The organism is Brevundimonas sanguinis (assembly GCF_029636725.1).
In the GTDB taxonomy this organism is placed as follows: domain Bacteria; phylum Pseudomonadota; class Alphaproteobacteria; order Caulobacterales; family Caulobacteraceae; genus Brevundimonas; species Brevundimonas sanguinis.
Genome location: NZ_CP116770.1, coordinates 292,510 through 307,671, shown reverse-complemented (window position 1 = coordinate 307,671; position 15,162 = coordinate 292,510). Strand labels below are relative to the sequence as shown.

General features: G+C 70.1%; 16 protein-coding genes. 8 read left to right on the top strand and 8 right to left on the bottom strand.

Translation table 11 applies throughout. The features are described 5' to 3' along the window. Positions 1-3 precede the first annotated feature (3 nt). The 4 genes from mutS to PIB44_RS01450 form a co-directional block, all read right to left on the bottom strand. Positions 4-2,634, bottom strand: coding sequence for a DNA mismatch repair protein MutS (mutS, locus tag PIB44_RS01465; RefSeq protein ID WP_376787753.1), 2,631 nt, complete (start codon positions 2,632-2,634; stop codon positions 4-6). Between the two features lie 173 nt (positions 2,635-2,807). Then, on the bottom strand, positions 2,808-3,707 hold the full coding sequence (locus tag PIB44_RS01460; protein ID WP_278070182.1) for an aldo/keto reductase: 900 nt from the start codon (positions 3,705-3,707) through the stop codon (positions 2,808-2,810). Positions 3,708-3,777: 70 nt separating this feature from the next. Continuing rightward, the gene (gene maiA / locus PIB44_RS01455) at positions 3,778-4,425 is read right to left on the bottom strand and encodes a maleylacetoacetate isomerase (protein ID WP_278070181.1); all 648 of its coding nucleotides are present in this window, start codon (positions 4,423-4,425) and stop codon (positions 3,778-3,780) included. Then, positions 4,422-5,075 (bottom strand): fumarylacetoacetate hydrolase family protein, encoded by a 654-nt coding sequence (locus tag PIB44_RS01450; protein WP_278070180.1) that lies wholly within the window; start codon positions 5,073-5,075, stop codon positions 4,422-4,424. Before PIB44_RS01450 ends, maiA begins: the two co-directional genes overlap by 4 nt. Positions 5,076-5,214: 139 nt before the next feature. Here PIB44_RS01450 and PIB44_RS01445 point away from each other — a divergent pair, with 139 nt between their 5' ends. The 3 genes from PIB44_RS01445 to PIB44_RS01435 all read left to right on the top strand — a co-directional run bounded on the left by PIB44_RS01445 (position 5,215) and on the right by PIB44_RS01435 (position 6,238). Next, on the top strand, positions 5,215-5,559 hold the full coding sequence (locus PIB44_RS01445) for a glycine zipper domain-containing protein (RefSeq protein WP_003167924.1): 345 nt from the start codon (positions 5,215-5,217) through the stop codon (positions 5,557-5,559). After that, positions 5,559-5,957 (top strand): hypothetical protein, encoded by a 399-nt coding sequence (locus tag PIB44_RS01440; RefSeq protein WP_134582015.1) that lies wholly within the window; start codon positions 5,559-5,561, stop codon positions 5,955-5,957. The genes PIB44_RS01445 and PIB44_RS01440 overlap by 1 nt, the downstream gene beginning before the upstream one ends. A gap of 101 nt (positions 5,958-6,058) precedes the next feature. Then, complete coding sequence (locus PIB44_RS01435) at positions 6,059-6,238, top strand: DUF1328 domain-containing protein (RefSeq protein WP_025976523.1); 180 nt, start codon at positions 6,059-6,061, stop codon at positions 6,236-6,238. A 100-nt stretch (positions 6,239-6,338) separates the two neighbouring features. On the opposite strand, the gene PIB44_RS01430 is transcribed toward PIB44_RS01435, so the two are convergent. Continuing rightward, complete coding sequence (locus PIB44_RS01430; protein ID WP_278070179.1) at positions 6,339-7,127, bottom strand: metallophosphoesterase family protein; 789 nt, start codon at positions 7,125-7,127, stop codon at positions 6,339-6,341. Next, positions 7,127-8,110: a diacylglycerol/lipid kinase family protein gene (locus PIB44_RS01425; protein ID WP_278070178.1), complete on the bottom strand. Its 984-nt coding sequence runs from the start codon at positions 8,108-8,110 to the stop codon at positions 7,127-7,129. Before PIB44_RS01425 ends, PIB44_RS01430 begins: the two co-directional genes overlap by 1 nt. Before the next feature lie 155 nt (positions 8,111-8,265). On the opposite strand from PIB44_RS01425, the gene PIB44_RS01420 reads away from it, so the two are divergent. The 4 genes from PIB44_RS01420 (at position 8,266) to PIB44_RS01405 (ending at position 12,215) form a co-directional block, all read left to right on the top strand. Continuing rightward, a complete protein-coding gene (locus PIB44_RS01420) occupies positions 8,266-8,619 on the top strand; it encodes a YMGG-like glycine zipper-containing protein (protein WP_025976520.1) in 354 nt (117 codons plus the stop codon). A 128-nt stretch (positions 8,620-8,747) separates the two neighbouring features. Beyond that, positions 8,748-9,203 carry an OmpA family protein gene (locus PIB44_RS01415; protein ID WP_235599157.1) on the top strand — a complete coding sequence of 152 codons (456 nt, stop codon included), beginning with the start codon at positions 8,748-8,750 and terminating at the stop codon, positions 9,201-9,203. A 104-nt stretch (positions 9,204-9,307) separates the two neighbouring features. After that, positions 9,308-11,518 carry a protein-disulfide reductase DsbD family protein gene (locus tag PIB44_RS01410; protein WP_278070177.1) on the top strand — a complete coding sequence of 737 codons (2,211 nt, stop codon included), beginning with the start codon at positions 9,308-9,310 and terminating at the stop codon, positions 11,516-11,518. Positions 11,519-11,540: 22 nt separating this feature from the next. Continuing rightward, positions 11,541-12,215 carry a thioredoxin family protein gene (locus PIB44_RS01405; protein ID WP_278070176.1) on the top strand — a complete coding sequence of 225 codons (675 nt, stop codon included), beginning with the start codon at positions 11,541-11,543 and terminating at the stop codon, positions 12,213-12,215. Between the two features lie 92 nt (positions 12,216-12,307). On the opposite strand, the gene PIB44_RS01400 is transcribed toward PIB44_RS01405, so the two are convergent. Further along, the gene (locus PIB44_RS01400; protein WP_278070175.1) at positions 12,308-12,784 is read right to left on the bottom strand and encodes a hypothetical protein; all 477 of its coding nucleotides are present in this window, start codon (positions 12,782-12,784) and stop codon (positions 12,308-12,310) included. A 167-nt stretch (positions 12,785-12,951) separates the two neighbouring features. Here PIB44_RS01400 and pgi point away from each other — a divergent pair, with 167 nt between their 5' ends. After that, the gene (pgi, locus tag PIB44_RS01395; protein WP_278070174.1) at positions 12,952-14,562 is read left to right on the top strand and encodes a glucose-6-phosphate isomerase; all 1,611 of its coding nucleotides are present in this window, start codon (positions 12,952-12,954) and stop codon (positions 14,560-14,562) included. Positions 14,563-14,645: 83 nt separating this feature from the next. Here the strand turns inward: pgi and PIB44_RS01390 are convergent, their stop codons facing one another. Continuing rightward, on the bottom strand, positions 14,646-15,131 hold the full coding sequence (locus tag PIB44_RS01390; RefSeq protein WP_025976514.1) for a hypothetical protein: 486 nt from the start codon (positions 15,129-15,131) through the stop codon (positions 14,646-14,648). Positions 15,132-15,162 lie beyond the last annotated feature (31 nt).

The window sequence follows — 15,162 nt, the reverse complement described above, 5'->3', positions numbered from 1 at the left end:
GTTCTAGCCCTTCGCCATCCCCTTCAGCCGATATAGCGCCTCCAGCGCCTCGCGCGGGGTCAGGTCATCAGGGTCGATGGCGGCGACGGCCTCGTCCAGCAGGGACCTCATCGGCGGCGGGGGCGGTTCAGCGGCGGCGGCGAACAGCGGCAGGTCGTCCAGGCGGGCGGTCGCCGCTTTTTCATTCTCCAGCCGCTCCAGCACCTCGCGAGCGCGGCCGACCACCGCCGTCGGCACACCCGCCAGACGCGCCACCTGCACGCCGTAGGAGCGGTCCGCAGCGCCGGGCGCCGCCTCGTGCAGGAAGACCAGCTCGCCGTTCCACTCGCGCGCCTTCATCGACAGGTTGCAGACGTGGTCCAGCCGTTCCTCGAGCTGGGCCAGCTCGTGATAGTGGGTGGCGAACAGGGTGCGGGCGCGGTTGGTCTCGTGCAGGGCCTCGGCCGTGGCCCAGGCGATGGCCAGGCCGTCGTAGGTGGCGGTGCCGCGCCCGATCTCGTCCAGCACGACGAAGCTGCGCTCCGTCGCCTGAGTCAGGATGGCGGCCGTCTCGACCATCTCCATCATGAAGGTGGAGCGGCCGCGCGCCAGATCGTCGCCCGCGCCGACTCTGGAGAACAGCCGGTCGACCACGCCCAGCTTCATTGACCGCGCCGGCACGAAGGCCCCGGCCTGCGCCAGCACCACCAGAAGCGCGTTCTGACGCAGGAAGGTCGACTTGCCCGCCATGTTCGGCCCGGTGACGATGGACAGGCGCGAGGCGCCGACGCCGTCGCCCGCCAGCTGGCAGTTGTTGGGCGTATAAGGCAGGCCTTGCGCCTTCACCGCCGCCTCGACCACCGGGTGGCGGCCGGCCTCGACGGCGAAGCACAGGCTGTCGTCGACGCGGGGGCGCACGGCCCCGACCTCTTCGGCCCATTCGGCCAGAGCGGCGTGGGCGTCCAGTTCGGCCAGCGCCTCGGCCACGCCCTGCAGCGGTCCGGCCAGACGTGCGACCTCGCGGCGCCAGCCCTCGAAGGTCTCGGCCTCGATGGCCAGGGCGCGGTGCCCGGCCTGGCTGATCTTGGCGTCCAGCTCGGACAGCTCGACCGTGGTGAAGCGCACCTGATTGGCCAGGGTCTGGCGATGGATGAAGGGGCTGTCCGGTCCCGCGCGCAACAGGCCTTCGGCCGCCTTGGCGCTGGTCTCGAGGAAATAGCCGAGGACGGCGTTGTGGCGCACCTTGAAGGCGACGCCGCTGTCGGCGACCGCCTTGGCTTCCAGCTCGGCGATGATCTTGCGGCTGTCGTCGCGCAGGGTGCGGGCGGCGTCCAGTTCGGGCCGATGGCCGGGGTTCACATAGCCGCCATCGCGCGCCAGATGCGGCGGCTCATCCATCAAGCCGTCGGCCAGTTCGGCCAGCAGGTGCGACAGCTCGCCCTCAAGCGCCAGCCGGTCGAGGCAGGCCGTGACCCGCGCCGGCGGCCCAGTCAGCGGGTCGTTGGCGCACGCGGCGAACAGGGCGCTGAGACCCTGCGCCGTCTTCAACCCCGAGCGGATCGCCGCCAGATCGCGCGGCCCGCCGCGCCCCAGCGCCAGACGCGAGGTCGCCCGCGCCACGTCGGCCGAGGCGCGCAAGGCGTCGCGCAGGTCGCGTCGCAGATCGCGCCGCTCCAGCAACCACTCCACGGCGTCCAGCCCGGCGTTGATCGCCGCCGGATCGCGCAAGGGCCGCGAGATGCGTTCGGCCAGCGCCCGCGCCCCGCCCGAGGTCACGGTGCGGTCGATGGCGTGCAGCAGACTGCCGTCGCGCTCGCCCCTTTGGGTGCGGTCGATCTCTAAGCTGAGGCGCGTCGCCGGATCGATGGCGAGAAAGCCGCTCTCGCCCGAGCGGCGCGGCGGGGTCAGAGCGGGAATCCTGCCCGCCTGCGTCGTCTCCAGATAGGCGGCGATCAGGCCCAGGGCCGAAATCTCGGCCTCCTCAAAGGCGCCGAAACCGTCCAGCGCCGAGACGCCGTAGAGCCGCTGCACCCGATCCTTGGCCCCGACCGGCTCGGCCAGGGCCTGGGGCATGGCCTGGACCACCCCGCCGGAGCCGTCCAGCGCCCCCTTCATCGTCTCGTCCGAGAACAGGCGATCGGGGACCAGCACCTCGGACGGGCGGAACGCCGCCAGGGCCGCGCCCAGATCGTTAAGGTCGCAGGCGACCGAATCCACGACGCCCGCCGACAGTTCGACCACCGCCACGGCGGCCCTGCCCTTGCGGATCGCCACGGCCGCCAGCCGGTTGGCGCCGCGCGCGTCCAGCAGCGTGTCCTCGGTCAGGGTGCCGGGCGTCACCACCCGCACGATGTCGCGGTGGACCACGGCCTTGGAGCCGCGCTTCTTCGCCTCGGCCGGGTCTTCCAGCTGTTCGCAGACGGCGACCTTGAAGCCCTGACGGATCAGCCGCGCCAGATAGCCGTCCATGGCGTGGACCGGCACCCCGGCCATGGGGATGTCCTCGCCCTGGTGCTTGCCGCGTTTGGTCAGGGCGATCCCCAGGGCCGCCGCCGCCTTCTGCGCGTCCTCGAAGAACAGTTCGTAGAAGTCGCCCATGCGGAAGAACAGCATGGCTTCGGGCTGTGTAGCCTTGACCGACAGGTATTGGGCCATGACCGGCGTGGTGCCAGCGTCGGGCTTGAGGTCGGTTTTGGCCAAGGTCTTGGGGGGGTGGGAAAGCGGCGCGTTCATCTGACCCGCAGGGTGGCGGATCGGGACGGCCGCCTCAAGCGCGGGCGGCGCCCCTCATGCACAGGCGAAGGACCGCCTGTGGACAGCTTTGTGGATCAGGCCGCGCTGACGAGGCGCAGGCGCGGGCGCGAGGCCAGGGCGGCGGGGGTCTCGTCCAGGGCCAGGGCGTCCCAGTCGATGTCGGGGCGCGGGGCGTGGGAGGCGGCGATGATGGCGCGCAGCTCGGCCGATGAGGCCACGCTGGCGATGACCGAGGCCACCCCCGGCAGGGTCAGGGCGTAGGCCAGGGCCGCCTGCATCGGATCGACCCGCGCCTCGGCCAGACGGCGGCGCGTGCGGGACAGGGCCATGCCGTGGGCGGCCAGTTCGGGCGGCAGGCTCTCGCGGTTGGCGAACAGCAGGCCCTGCGCAAAGACCGAGGCCAGATGCACTTCAATCCCTTGGCTGGCCAGAGCGGCGATGACGCCGGACCGCGCCGCGCGCTGATCCAGGATGTTGCAGGTCAGTTGCACCACGTCGGGCTGGAAGCGGCGCGCCAGCAAGGCCGGGCCGTCCTCGACCGTGGCGATGAAGCCGACCTTGCGGAAGACGCCGCGATCCTTCAGCGCCTGAAGGCGGTCCCACAGGGCGCGCCCCTCGGCGCCCGCCAGATCGGCGGCGTTCTGCACCAGAACGGCGTCGCCGCGCGGCAAGCCCATACGCTCCAGCGAGCGGCGGGCGCGGGCCTCGACCCGGTCCAGGCCGTCGGCCAGCGGCACGGTGCGCACGGTGACGCGGAAGGGCGAGGGGAAGGGCCAGGCCTGGCCCAGCATGCGCTCCACGTCGCCTTCGGGCCGGGTGGCCACCAGGCCGATCCCGGCGTCGCCTGCGGTCTGCAGCAGATGGCGCGTCGCCTCCTCCCGCTGGCCGGGCGGCAACGGGCGAGACCGATCAGGCTCGACCACCAGGGCGATGGCGAGTTTGTCGGCCGGAGAGGGCGGAACGGCGAATCTCACGCCCCCGATCATCCATCTCAAAGCTTAAGGGAGATTGACCGAAATCAAGGTCGTTGGTGAACGAAGACGCTTAATCCGCATCCGGCTGGTTTTCCGGCAGGGCGGCGATGAAGGCGGGGTGGACTTCGGCCCGCGCCTCGATCTCCAGCAAGCGGGGGAAGGCCGCCAGATCGACGTGGAACCGCCGCGCCGAATAAAGCTGCGGGATCAGATAGCAGTCCGCCAAAGTCGGCGCCCCGCCGAAGCACCAGCCGTCGCCGTGGCGCACGACCAGGGTCTCGAGCGCCGTGAAGCCGTCGATGATCCACTGACCGGCCCAGGCGTCCACACTCGTCTGATCGGCGCCCATTCCATCGGAGGTCAGGCCTCGCACCGCCTTCAGAACCCGCAGATTGTTGAGCGGATGGATGTCGCAGCCGATCAACGCCGCCATCGCCCGCACCTGCGCCCGGCCCGCCGCGTCCGAAGGCAGCAGGGGCGGCTCAGGATGGGTTTCCTCCAGCCACTCCAGAATGGCCGGGCTCTGGGTCAGCACCAGCCCGTCGTCGGTTTCCAGCGCCGGGACCAGCCCTTGCGGATTGAGCCTGAGGTAGGCGTCGGACTTCTGCGCGCCCGTGCGCAGGTCCAGCGGCGCCTGTCGATACTCCAGTTTTTTCAGATTGAGGGCGATGCGGGTGCGATAGCTGGTGCCCGAGCGCCAGTAGCCATGCAGGATCATGATTGCACCGTGAAGCTGAGTGGCGGCAGGCCCGCGATGACCGCCTCGACCCGATCGCCGGGACTCAGGGGGCCGACCCCTTCGGGCGTTCCGGTGAAGATCAGGTCGCCGGGTTTCAGCGTCCACAGTTCGGCCGCCTTGGACAGGACGCCGTCGACGTCCCAGATCATGTCCGACAGCCGACTGGACTGACGCACCGCGCCGTTGACCTTCAGCTCAATGGCCGCATCGGGCGCCGGCGGCGTCAGGCTGAGCGCGCCGCACGGAGCCGACTGGTCGAACGCCTTGCCCGCCTCCCACGGCCGCCCCTTGGCCTTGGCCTCGGCCTGCAGGTCGCGCCGCGTCAGATCGACGCCAACGGCCCAACCGACCGGCCGCACGTCTTCGCCGAGCGCCACGACCAGTTCGACTTCGTAATGCAGGTTCTGCGTCGCCGGCGGATAGGCCGGGTCCGCCCCGTCCGCGACCAGGGCGTCGCTCGGCTTGGCGAAGAAGAAGGGGGCGGGCTTGTCCGGGTCGGCCCCCATCTCGCGGGCATGGGCGGCGTAGTTCTGGCCGACGCACAGGATGCGCCGCACGGGCAGGCGACGCGGATCGCCGTCGATCGGCAAGGAAGGCGTCGGAGCGGGAGGGAACAACCATTGGGTCATGGCGCTGTTCTAGAAGCGTGGCGCGCGGCGCGCCAGATGGGAAGCCGCTCGCTACAGGAACCTTGATCGTCGGTGTGGCGTTCCGGGCAGGGCTTCTCTATTTAATCGTCAAGCTTACACAAGGAGCGGAGCGCGCATCATGGCCACGTCCAAGGCTCGTGAAGACATCAAGAACGACCTCAAGACCCTGAAGGAGGACCTCAAGGCCGGCGCCCGTGAGGAAACCCAGCGTCTGAAGGAAAAGGCCTCCGAGGCCGAAGCGCGCCTGCGCGAGCAGGGCGAGGAACTGCGCGAAAAGGCGCGCGGCTACTACGACGACGCCAAGGTGCGCGGTCGCGAGTATTACGACGACGCCGCCGAGAAGTTCGACGAGGCCCAACGCTATGTCGTCGAACGGGTGCAGGAGCGTCCGATTCAGTCGACGGCCATCGCGCTGGGCGTCGGCGTCGTGCTGGGCTTGCTGCTGGCCGGGCGTCGGCGCTGATGATCGGCCGGGGGCTCATCAACCGCGCGGTGGCGACGTTCGTCGCCGCCGGCGCGGCCTTCGTGTCGATGGTCGCCGTGGGGGCCACGGTCTACTACCTGCTGTTGCTGGTCGTGATCCCCGTGATCGCCGCCGCCCTGACGGCGTTGCTGTTCGCCCTCATCGCTGCGATCGTCGCCCTGGTGTTCGTGCGCCGCGCCCGCGGCGACGACGATGATGAGGAAGACGCGGAGCCTGAGGGCTTGGGCGCTCGCGCCCTGCATCTGTTCCAGCAGCGTCCGGTTCTGGGCGCCGTCGCCGCCCTCGCCGGCGGCTTCATCTTCCTGCGCAATCCCGCGCTGGCGACAATGGTGGCGGCCGCCTTTACCGAAAAAAGCAGGGTTCGCCGTCGACGCTAACGGAACAGCCAAGCCTCCGCCGCGTTGTTTCAAGCAAGCGGCGCTGACGACGGGAGTGGTCGAAAGCTCGCTCCCGTCAACATCTTAAGGAGGGTTCGCCTATGCTTCGCTGGGCTATTATTTTCTTCATCATCGCCTTGGTCGCAGCCGTTCTCGGCTTCGGCGGCATCTCGGGCATGTCGTTTGAAATCGCCAAATTCATCGCCATTATTGCGGTGATCCTGTTCGTCGTCTCCCTGGTGGTGGGCGGCATCAGGGGCCGCGGCGGACCGCGCATCTAGCGCCCGCTGCTGCTTAGAAAATCAGGGCCGCGACCTTGGCGTCGCGGCCCTTTTTCGTGGCTGGACCAGCTTCAGGACTAGAGCTTCAGGGGCTAGAACTTCAGGGACGACGACGCGGCAGGCGCCAGGTCTGATGATCGGCGAACCGCCGCCCGTCCCAGGCCACGGCCGACACCGTCACGGCCTCCTCATCCCATTCGATTCGGTTGAAGCTGGGCGGCGCCCCGCGCTCCCGATGCGACAGGGTCCCGCAGCCGACGGCGTAGGAGCAGTTGTCGCCCACGTCGACCGGCAGGGCGAACGGCACATGGACGTGGCCGGTCACGATCAGGTCGACGCCTGCGTCGGCGAAGATGCGGGCCGCCCGCTCGCCGCGCTTGACCTCGCCGGTCATCGGCGCGCCGATCATTTCAATGAGCGGGTGATGACAGGCCAGCACCCGCAGGGCGCCTGGCGACGCCTGGCGCAGGGCGTCCGCCGCTCGGCGCGTCTGGTCCAGGTCGATCACCCCCTTGGACCAGTTAAGACGGGCCTGCCAGCCGCGCGCGGTGGTGACGCCGCGGACCATCAGGCGATCCGAGCGGAACTCATGATCGTGGGCAGGGTGGCCCGTCGCCTGTTCAAACGCCCGCCAGGGCCAGAACAGCCGCGCCATCACGTCCCAATAGGGCACGTCGTGATTGCCGACGATGACGAAGACCGGCTTGGGCAACGCCCGGATCCATTCCCCGGCCGCCGCGAACTCGGCCGGAAAGCCCTTTTGCGTGATGTCGCCGGTGATCAGGGTCAGATCCGGCGCGACAGCGTGGGCGTAATCGGCGGCGGCGGCCACCGCATGTTCATGCTCGCAACCGAAATGAATGTCGGAAAACTGGAGGACGACCCCCACTAGACGCTATCCTCGGCGGCCGCAGGCTTGGGCGCCAGCGCCATGAAGGCGCGCGGCAGGAAGCGCACCGCCGCCTCGCGACCCAACAGCATGGGTTCGCCGTCGATCACCGCCGGAACGCGCGAACGGGCCTCGACCACGACGCGGCGCGCCGGGCGCGTGGTGACGTTGGGATCATGACGCCAGTCGTCGAACAGAGCATGGGCGGCCAGGCGAAAGGCCTGGGCCGCGTCCCCCGTATTCATGGCCGCAGCCTCCAGCCCGTCGTTCTTCTGCATCGCCTTGGAGATCAGCGGACTGATCAGCACCAAGGCTTCGGCCTTTTCTTTCTGGCCGCCGTCCAGAGCATAGCGCACCCGGCCGGAAAAAGCCTTCTTCAGCGCCCGTCGACCATAGGTCCAGGCCATCTTCAGCTTGCCCTCGCGAATGGCCTCTCGCGCCGGGGCCCACAGGGCGGGCGAGCCCAGGATGGCCGCACAATAGAAGGCCTCGCCCTCGACCTCTCCGCCGGCCACAGCCAAAGGCGCCCCTTCCTCCAGCGCCAGGCGAAGCGCCTTCTTCCAGTCGCCAGTGCCGTACAGAGCCTTGGGCAGCATGTTCATCGTCCCGCCCGGCAGGGGCGCGATCAGGGGGCCGTCGGCGCCGGCTCGGGCGGCGACAGACCGCGCCGTCCCGTCGCCCGCCAGGATGAACAGCACGTCCGGCTTGGCGGCCAGCGCCTCGGCGATCTGCTCGGCCATGCGCGCGCCCTCCAGCACCACCACCTCGGCCTCGAGGGGGTATTCGGCCAGGATGGCGCCGGCTTCTTCGGCCGCCTGACCTCCAACACCGCCCGACAGCGGATTGACCAGGATGACGACCCGCTCCAGCCGGACCTCCCCCGTCAGCGGCCGCCGCCCCTGCGCCGCATCGCCGGGCGGCGGCGCTCCGGTTTCAACCGCGTTCGGCGCAGGCGAGGCGTCGTTCTGAGCGTCAGTGTTCATGGGCGGCGAACGCCTGCGCACACGGGCGGTTCCCCTTCTGCGAACCCACGCCGCGATTCAAAGTAAAGCTTACGCCGTTCGGCCTCGGAACCGCCTTGTTCGCCCTGCGTTATCGAAGCTTCAGGGGTGCCCCCTAAGGGATGAAGGACAGAACCATGAACAAGGCGATTCTCGCCATTGCCGGCGCCGGTCTTCTGGTGACCGCCTGCGCCAGCGACCCGTATTACGGCGGCGGCGCCGGCTCGAGCCAGGCCGTCCGTCAAGGCGCCGTCGGCGCGGGCCTGGGCGCCGTGGCCGGCGCCATCATCGGCAACAACGTCGGCGGCGGCAACGCAGCGACGGGCGCAGCTATCGGCGCCCTGGCCGGCGGCGCTGCAGGCGCCATCCGCGGCTCCAGCCAGGACCGCAACAACCAGCAGCGCTACCGCGACAATCAGGGCCGCTACTACTACTGCTACGACAACCGCCAGAGCGAGTGCTACTGGGAGAACGGCCAGCGCCGTTACTGATCCCGGCGCATAGCCTCTGGCGCCCGAAGCGTTTTCGGGACAATCTTGAAAGGGCGATCCGCACGGCGCGGGTCGCCCTTTTTTGCTGAAGGCAGCGCACGCCGCATGGCGCGCGCGAGGGGGCTGAGATGAAGCGTGTTTCCGCAGTCGTTATGATGGCCCTGGGCCTGACCGCCGCCGGTTGCGCCGCCACCAGCGGTTATAAGCAGCGCAGCGATCTGGTCAGCGACCCGTCGGCCTGCGCCGACAAACGGTTCGAAGTCTATTTTGTCCCCGATCAAGCCACCCTGACCGACGCCGCCCGCATGGCCATCGGCATGACGGCGACCCAGCTTCAGGGCTGCCAGATCAAGCACGTCAAGGTGACCGGCCTGGCCGACGCCCGCAGCGGCACGGCGGCCGCCAATCAGAGCATTTCCGAACGGCGCGCCCGCGCCGTCGCCGAGGCCCTGGCCGGCGCCGGCCTGCCCGCCCCCGCCTTCGACATCGAGGCCGCCGGGGCAGACGGCGCAGTCGTGGGCGGGGTCAACGACCCCTTGCGCCGCCGCACCGAGGTGCTGATCGAGGTCGTCGCCCCGCGCTGAGGCCTTGGGCCGTCCGCTGCGGCCCGCCGTCGCGGGCCGTGGCTAGGCGAGGCTAGAGGGTCTAAGCTCGCGCCTTTCCCCTGACCCTGTTTCCGGCCTCTCCCTTGCGCATCCTGTTTCTGCTCCTGACCTGGCTCGCCCTTGGCCTGACCTCGGCCCTTCCGGCGGCGGCGAGCGTCCCGGCGTCCGAGGTCGCCCTGCGCGACGCCCTGGCGGCCGGGGCCGCGCCGGTCGCCAAGGCCTCCGCTGCGCCGGGCCCCCAGCGCACCGAGCGGATCGAGGCGGAGCTGGTCCCCATGAGCGCCTGGGCCGTCCCCGGCTCGACCGCCGTCGTCGCCATCCGCCAGCAGATCAAGCCCGGCTGGCACACCTATTGGCGCAATCAGGGCGATTCCGGCGGCCCGACGACCCTGAGTTGGTCCCTGCCTGCGGGCGTCGCGCCAGGCGACATCCTGTGGCCCCTGCCCGAGCGTCAGCGGCTGCAGAGCCTGATGAACTACGGCTATTCCGGCGCCGTCTTCCTGCCCGTCCCGATCGAGATACCGGCGGACGCCGCGCCGGGCCCCAGCCTTCCCTTGCGCGTCACCGCGCACTTCTACGTCTGCAGCGACGAGATGTGCGTGCCCGAAGACCTTGATTTGGCGCTGGACCTGCCGGTGCGCGAGGGCGCGGCGCCGCTGGACCCGCGCTTCGGTCAGGCGATCCAGGACGTGGTCGCCGCCGCTCCGCGTCCCGCCGGGATCGAAGCGCGCGTCGCCCTGGCCGACGGCCATCTGGTGCTGACGGCCAGCGGCGGCCCGTTGGCGGGCGCCGCGCCCAAGTGGGCCTATTTCCATCCGTTCGAGGGCGGGGTGATCGACCACGCCGCCGCCCAGTCGGGCGAGCGCGGGCCGCAGGGCCTGACCGTGACCGTCGCCGCCGGGCGCGGCCTGACGTCCAATGGGCTGAAGGGACCGATCAGCGGCGTCCTGTCCACCGATCTGGGCGCCTGGGAGATCACGGCCGAGCCGGGCGCCGCCCTCACCGGCGTCACAGGCGACGGCGCGATCGGCGACGGCGAGGGCGCGCAGACAGCCGCCGCCCCCGCCCTGCCCGACTTCGCCAAGGCGGCCCTGTTCGCCCTGCTGGGCGGGTTGATCCTGAATCTGATGCCCTGCGTCTTCCCCATACTGGCGATGAAGGCGGCCTCGCTCAGCCGCGCCGCCCATGACCCAGCCGAGGCGCGCCGCGACGGCCTGGCCTTCCTGGCCGGCGTGCTGGCGACCTTCCTGGTGCTGGCGAGCGCCCTGCTGGCCCTGCGCGCGGGCGGCCAGGCGCTGGGCTGGGGCTTCCAACTGCAGTCGCCGGGCGTGGTGGCCGCGCTGGCCCTGCTGATGCTGGCGGTGGCGCTGAACCTGTCGGGCGTCTTCCACATCGGCGCCGGACTGCAGGGCGCCGGGCACGGCCCGCTGTCGCGCCTGCCCGGCGTCGCGGGCGCCTTCTTCACCGGCGTGTTGGCCGTGGTCGTGGCCGCCCCCTGCACCGCCCCCTTCATGGCCTTCGCCCTGGGCGCCGCCTTGTTCATGCCCTGGCCGATGGGGCTGGCGGTCTTCCTGATGCTGGGGCTGGGGCTGGCCCTGCCCTATGTGCTGATCAGCCTCAATCCGCGCCTGCTGGCCCGCCTGCCCAAGCCGGGGCCGTGGATGGAGACCCTGCGCAACCTGCTGGCCTTCCCCATGTACGGCGCCGCCCTGTGGCTGGCCTGGGTCTACGGCCGCCAGACCGCCGACGCGCTCGCCCTGCTTTTCGGCGCGGGCCTGATGCTGGCGCTGGCGCTGTGGCTCTATGGCCGGGCGCAGGCCGCATCGGGCAAGGCCCGAACGGCCGCTATCGGCGCTCTGCTGGCCGCGATCGCGGCGCTGGGCCTGGGCGTGCTGGCGGGCAAGGCCCCCGCCGCTTCCTCTGAGAGCGCCGCCGCCGCCTCCCGCCTGTCGTCTCAGCCCTGGTCCGAGCAGGCGGTTCAGGCCGCCCTCGCCGAAGGGCGTCCGGTTCTGGTCAACTTCACCGCCGACTGGTGCGTGACCTGCAAGGTCAATGAGAGCACGGCCCTGTCCTCGGCCCGCACGGCGCAGGCGCTGGACCAAGCCAACGCCGTCTATCTGGTCGGCGACTGGACACGGCGCGACGACGCCATCACCGCCGAACTGCAACGCCACGGCCGCTCGGGCGTGCCGCTCTATCTGGTCTATGTGCCGGGCCGGGCCCAGCCGCGCATCCTGCCGCAACTTCTGACCGAAGGCGTCGTCATCGACGCGCTGAAGGACGCCATCGACTGATTTCATCTCTGGGGAGACCGCCATGTTCCGCCTGCTGACCGCCGCTTCCGCCTCGCTTCTGCTGCTGGCCGCCTGCCAGCAGCCGCCTGCCGCATCGCCCGAACGCACTGAGAACGCCGCCGCCGCGCCGGAAGCGACCGAGGCGCCGGGCCCCGGCGAAATGGCCCCCGCCTTCACCCTGGTCGACGCGCAGGGGCAGCAGCGGTCTCTTGCCGATTTCCGCGGCAAGACGGTCGTGCTGGAATGGACCAACGAAGGCTGTCCCTTCGTGAAGAAGCACTACACCGGCGCCATGCAGGCCCTGCAGCGCGAGGCGACGGCCGACGGGGTGGTCTGGCTGACCATCATCTCCTCGGTGCCGGGCACGCAGGGCTTCGTCGAGGGCGAGGAGGCGCAAGCCTGGAAGGCCAAGCACAAGGCCGCCTTCACCCATCTGCTGCTCGATCCGACCGGCGAGGTCGGCAAGCGCTATGACGCCAAGACCACGCCCGACATGCGCATCATCGACCCGGACGGGCGGCTGATCTACGTCGGCGGCATCGACGACCGGCCGACCAACAAGGTCGAGGACCTGAACGGCGCCAACAACTTCGTCCGCGCCGCCCTGGCCGACGCCAAGGCCGGACGCCCGGTCCAGACCGCCTACGCCGCGCCTTACGGCTGCGCCATCAAATACCCGGAGACGGTCGAGGGCTGAGAACGGCCTTTCTCACGAGGACACCGGCCCTCCTCGAGGCGGGGCAGCCCACATCGGGCCTCAAGCAGCGCGAAGCGCGGTAGGCCCAAACATCAAGCCTCGGGCTGTGGCGGCGAAGTGATGACCTCGACGTTGTCGTTCAGCAGGTAGGACAGCTCGTCCAGCGCCAGCTTGCGGGCCGAAGCGTCGGCGGCGCTCTCCAGCGCGGCGACCTTCAGCGGAATGTCTTCTGAGATGCCGCGCAGGATGCACTTCAGGTCGTTGTCCGTGCCGCGTTCCTTGAGGATCAGGTGACCCTGCATGTCGCGCCGGGCCAGGTCCGCCGCCTGCCCCTTGAACGCCGCCCAGGCCGCGCCGGTGAAGAAGCCCGAGCGGTCCGCCTCGCCCGAGGCCATCCAGCCGTCGACGATCGACTTCAGCGCGCCCGAACGGGCGACCAGATCGGCGAACAGAGGCTCCTGCGCCACCGACACCGGAGCCGCGGGGGCGACGGGCGGCAGGGCGGCGGCTTCGGCGACGGCGGGATCGGCCAGCATCAGGGCGACCGCGAGGGCTATTCCGCAGGACATGGCGTGCCTTTCACAAAGGACTGGGGGACAATCGGCTTCCGGCTGGAAATCCAGCTTGACCCCATCTCGGATTGAACTCTTCTCGGCCTGAGCCGTAAACCAGAGCCTGCAAACCCCGGGCCAGAGCGCGGATCGCTTCCGAGCACGGCCCCCTATGGGAGACCAAGATGCCGCATGTCGCCTGGACTGAACTGGAGGCCGCCGCCCGTCAGGACGCGCAGTCCCGCATCCAGGACCAGTTCGCCGCCGACCCCGACCGGCTCTCGCGGATGACGCTGGACGCGGCAGGCCTGCACCTGGACCTATCCAAGCAGAGCTGGTCCCGGGCCGGGTTCGAGGCCGCCCTGGCGCAGGCGCGGGCCTGCGACGTCGAGGGCCGCCGCGCCGCCCTGTTCGCGGGCGAGGCCGTGAACCTGACCGAAGGGCGGGCGGTGTTGCATCCGGCCCTGCGGGCGCCGGACGGCGCGTCATTCCATGCGCTGGGCGAGCCGGTGTCGGCCGAGGTCGAGGCGGTGCGCGCCGAAATGAAGACCTACGCCCAAGCTTTGCGGTGCGGAAATGAGACAGGCGCCACAGGACGCCGGTTCGAGGCGGTGCTTCATATCGGCATCGGCGGCTCGGACCTGGGGCCGCGCCTGATCTGGGACGCCCTGCGTCCGCTGGACCCGGACATCGACCTGCGCTTCGTCGCCAACATCGACCCGCGCGACATGGCCGAGGCCCTGGTCGGGCTGGACCCGGAAACCACCCTCGTCGTCGTAGTCTCCAAGACCTTCACCACCCAAGAAACCTTGACCAACGCCGAGGCCGCCAAGGCGTGGCTGGCGGCCTCCCTGCCGGCCGAGGGGCTGGCCAAACACTTCATCGGCGTCACCGCCGCGCCGGAAAAGGCGCAGGCCTTCGGCTGCGGCCGCACCTTCGCGTTCCGGGACTGGGTCGGCGGTCGCTATTCCCTGTGGTCGGCGGTCAGCCTGTCGTGCGTCATCGCCCTGGGGTGGGAGGTGTTTCAGGCGTTTCTGGACGGCGCCGCCGAGATGGACCGCCACTTCCTCGAGGCCCCGCTAGAGAAGAATGCGCCGGTGCTGCTGGCGCTGGCCGAGATCTACAATGTCGACGGCCTGCATCGCGGGGCCCGCAGCGTCGCGCCCTACGCCCACGCCCTGCGCCGCCTGCCCGCCTTCCTGCAGCAGTTGGAGATGGAGTCGAACGGAAAACAGGTGCGCCGCGACGGATCGGCCGCCGGGCGCCAGACCTGTCCCGTCGTTTTCGGCGAACCCGGCTCCAACGGCCAGCACGCCTTCTTCCAGCAGTTGCATCAGGGACCGCAGGTCGTTCCTATCGACTTCATCGTCGTCCGTCGCACCTGCGAGAAAGCATCGGCGACCGCCCTGTGGGCCAACGCCCTGGCCCAGGCCCAGGCCCTGATGCTGGGCAAGAGCGAGGCTGAGGCGCATGCTGAACTGATCGCCTCGGGCGCCTCGGAAGCAGAGGCCGACCGCCTGGCGCCGCACAAGACCTTTCCCGGAAACCGCCCGTCGACGACAGTTGTGATGGAGCGGCTGACGCCGCAGGCCCTGGGGGCCCTGATCGCCCTTTATGAGCACAAGACCTTCGTCGAGGGCGTGATCTGGGACATCAACAGTTTCGATCAGTGGGGCGTGGAACTGGGCAAGGTTCTGGCCAAGGCCCTGTTGAAGGACGTCGCCAGCGGCGCGCCGTCGGCTGATCTGGACCCGTCCACGGCCGCCCTGCTGAGCCGGCTGGCGCCTGCGCGCTGACCGCGCACAGGCCCAAGGACTGCGTCTCCCAACGAAAAAAGGCCCGGTCGCGAGACCGGGCCTTTCCTTAGCGCGCCGTCCGCTTACCAGCGGCGGTCGTAGCGGTAGTCGCGATCGCGGCGGTTCTGGTAGCTGCGCCACTCGCCGTGGTTCCTCCAGTAGCGGCCATCGCGGTAATAGCGCCCGTTGTTGCGCTCATAGCGACCGTTATTGCGTTCATAGCGATCGTTATAATAGCCGTCGCGGCTATTGATGCCGTGCTCACGCTCCCAATGGCCCTGGTTCCGGTAGCAGCGGCCGCCGCGGTAATATTCACAGCCGTCGCCGCGGTTCGAGGCCGCGCCCAGGGCCGCGCCGGCTAGCGCGCCCCCCGCAACATAGCGTCCATCGCCCTGGCCGATCAGCGCGCCGGCGACGCCGCCGACCACGGCGCCCAGAACGGCGTCACGGCCGGTGTTGTCGCGATCGCGGTCACGATAATTCTGCGCGGCGGCCGGGGTCGTGGCCAGCATCGTCACAACCAGAGCAGGGGCGATAGCGCCGGCGCCGATCTTGAACAGGGTCTTCATGGCGGGCTCCTTTCGAAAGCCGGTTGATCCG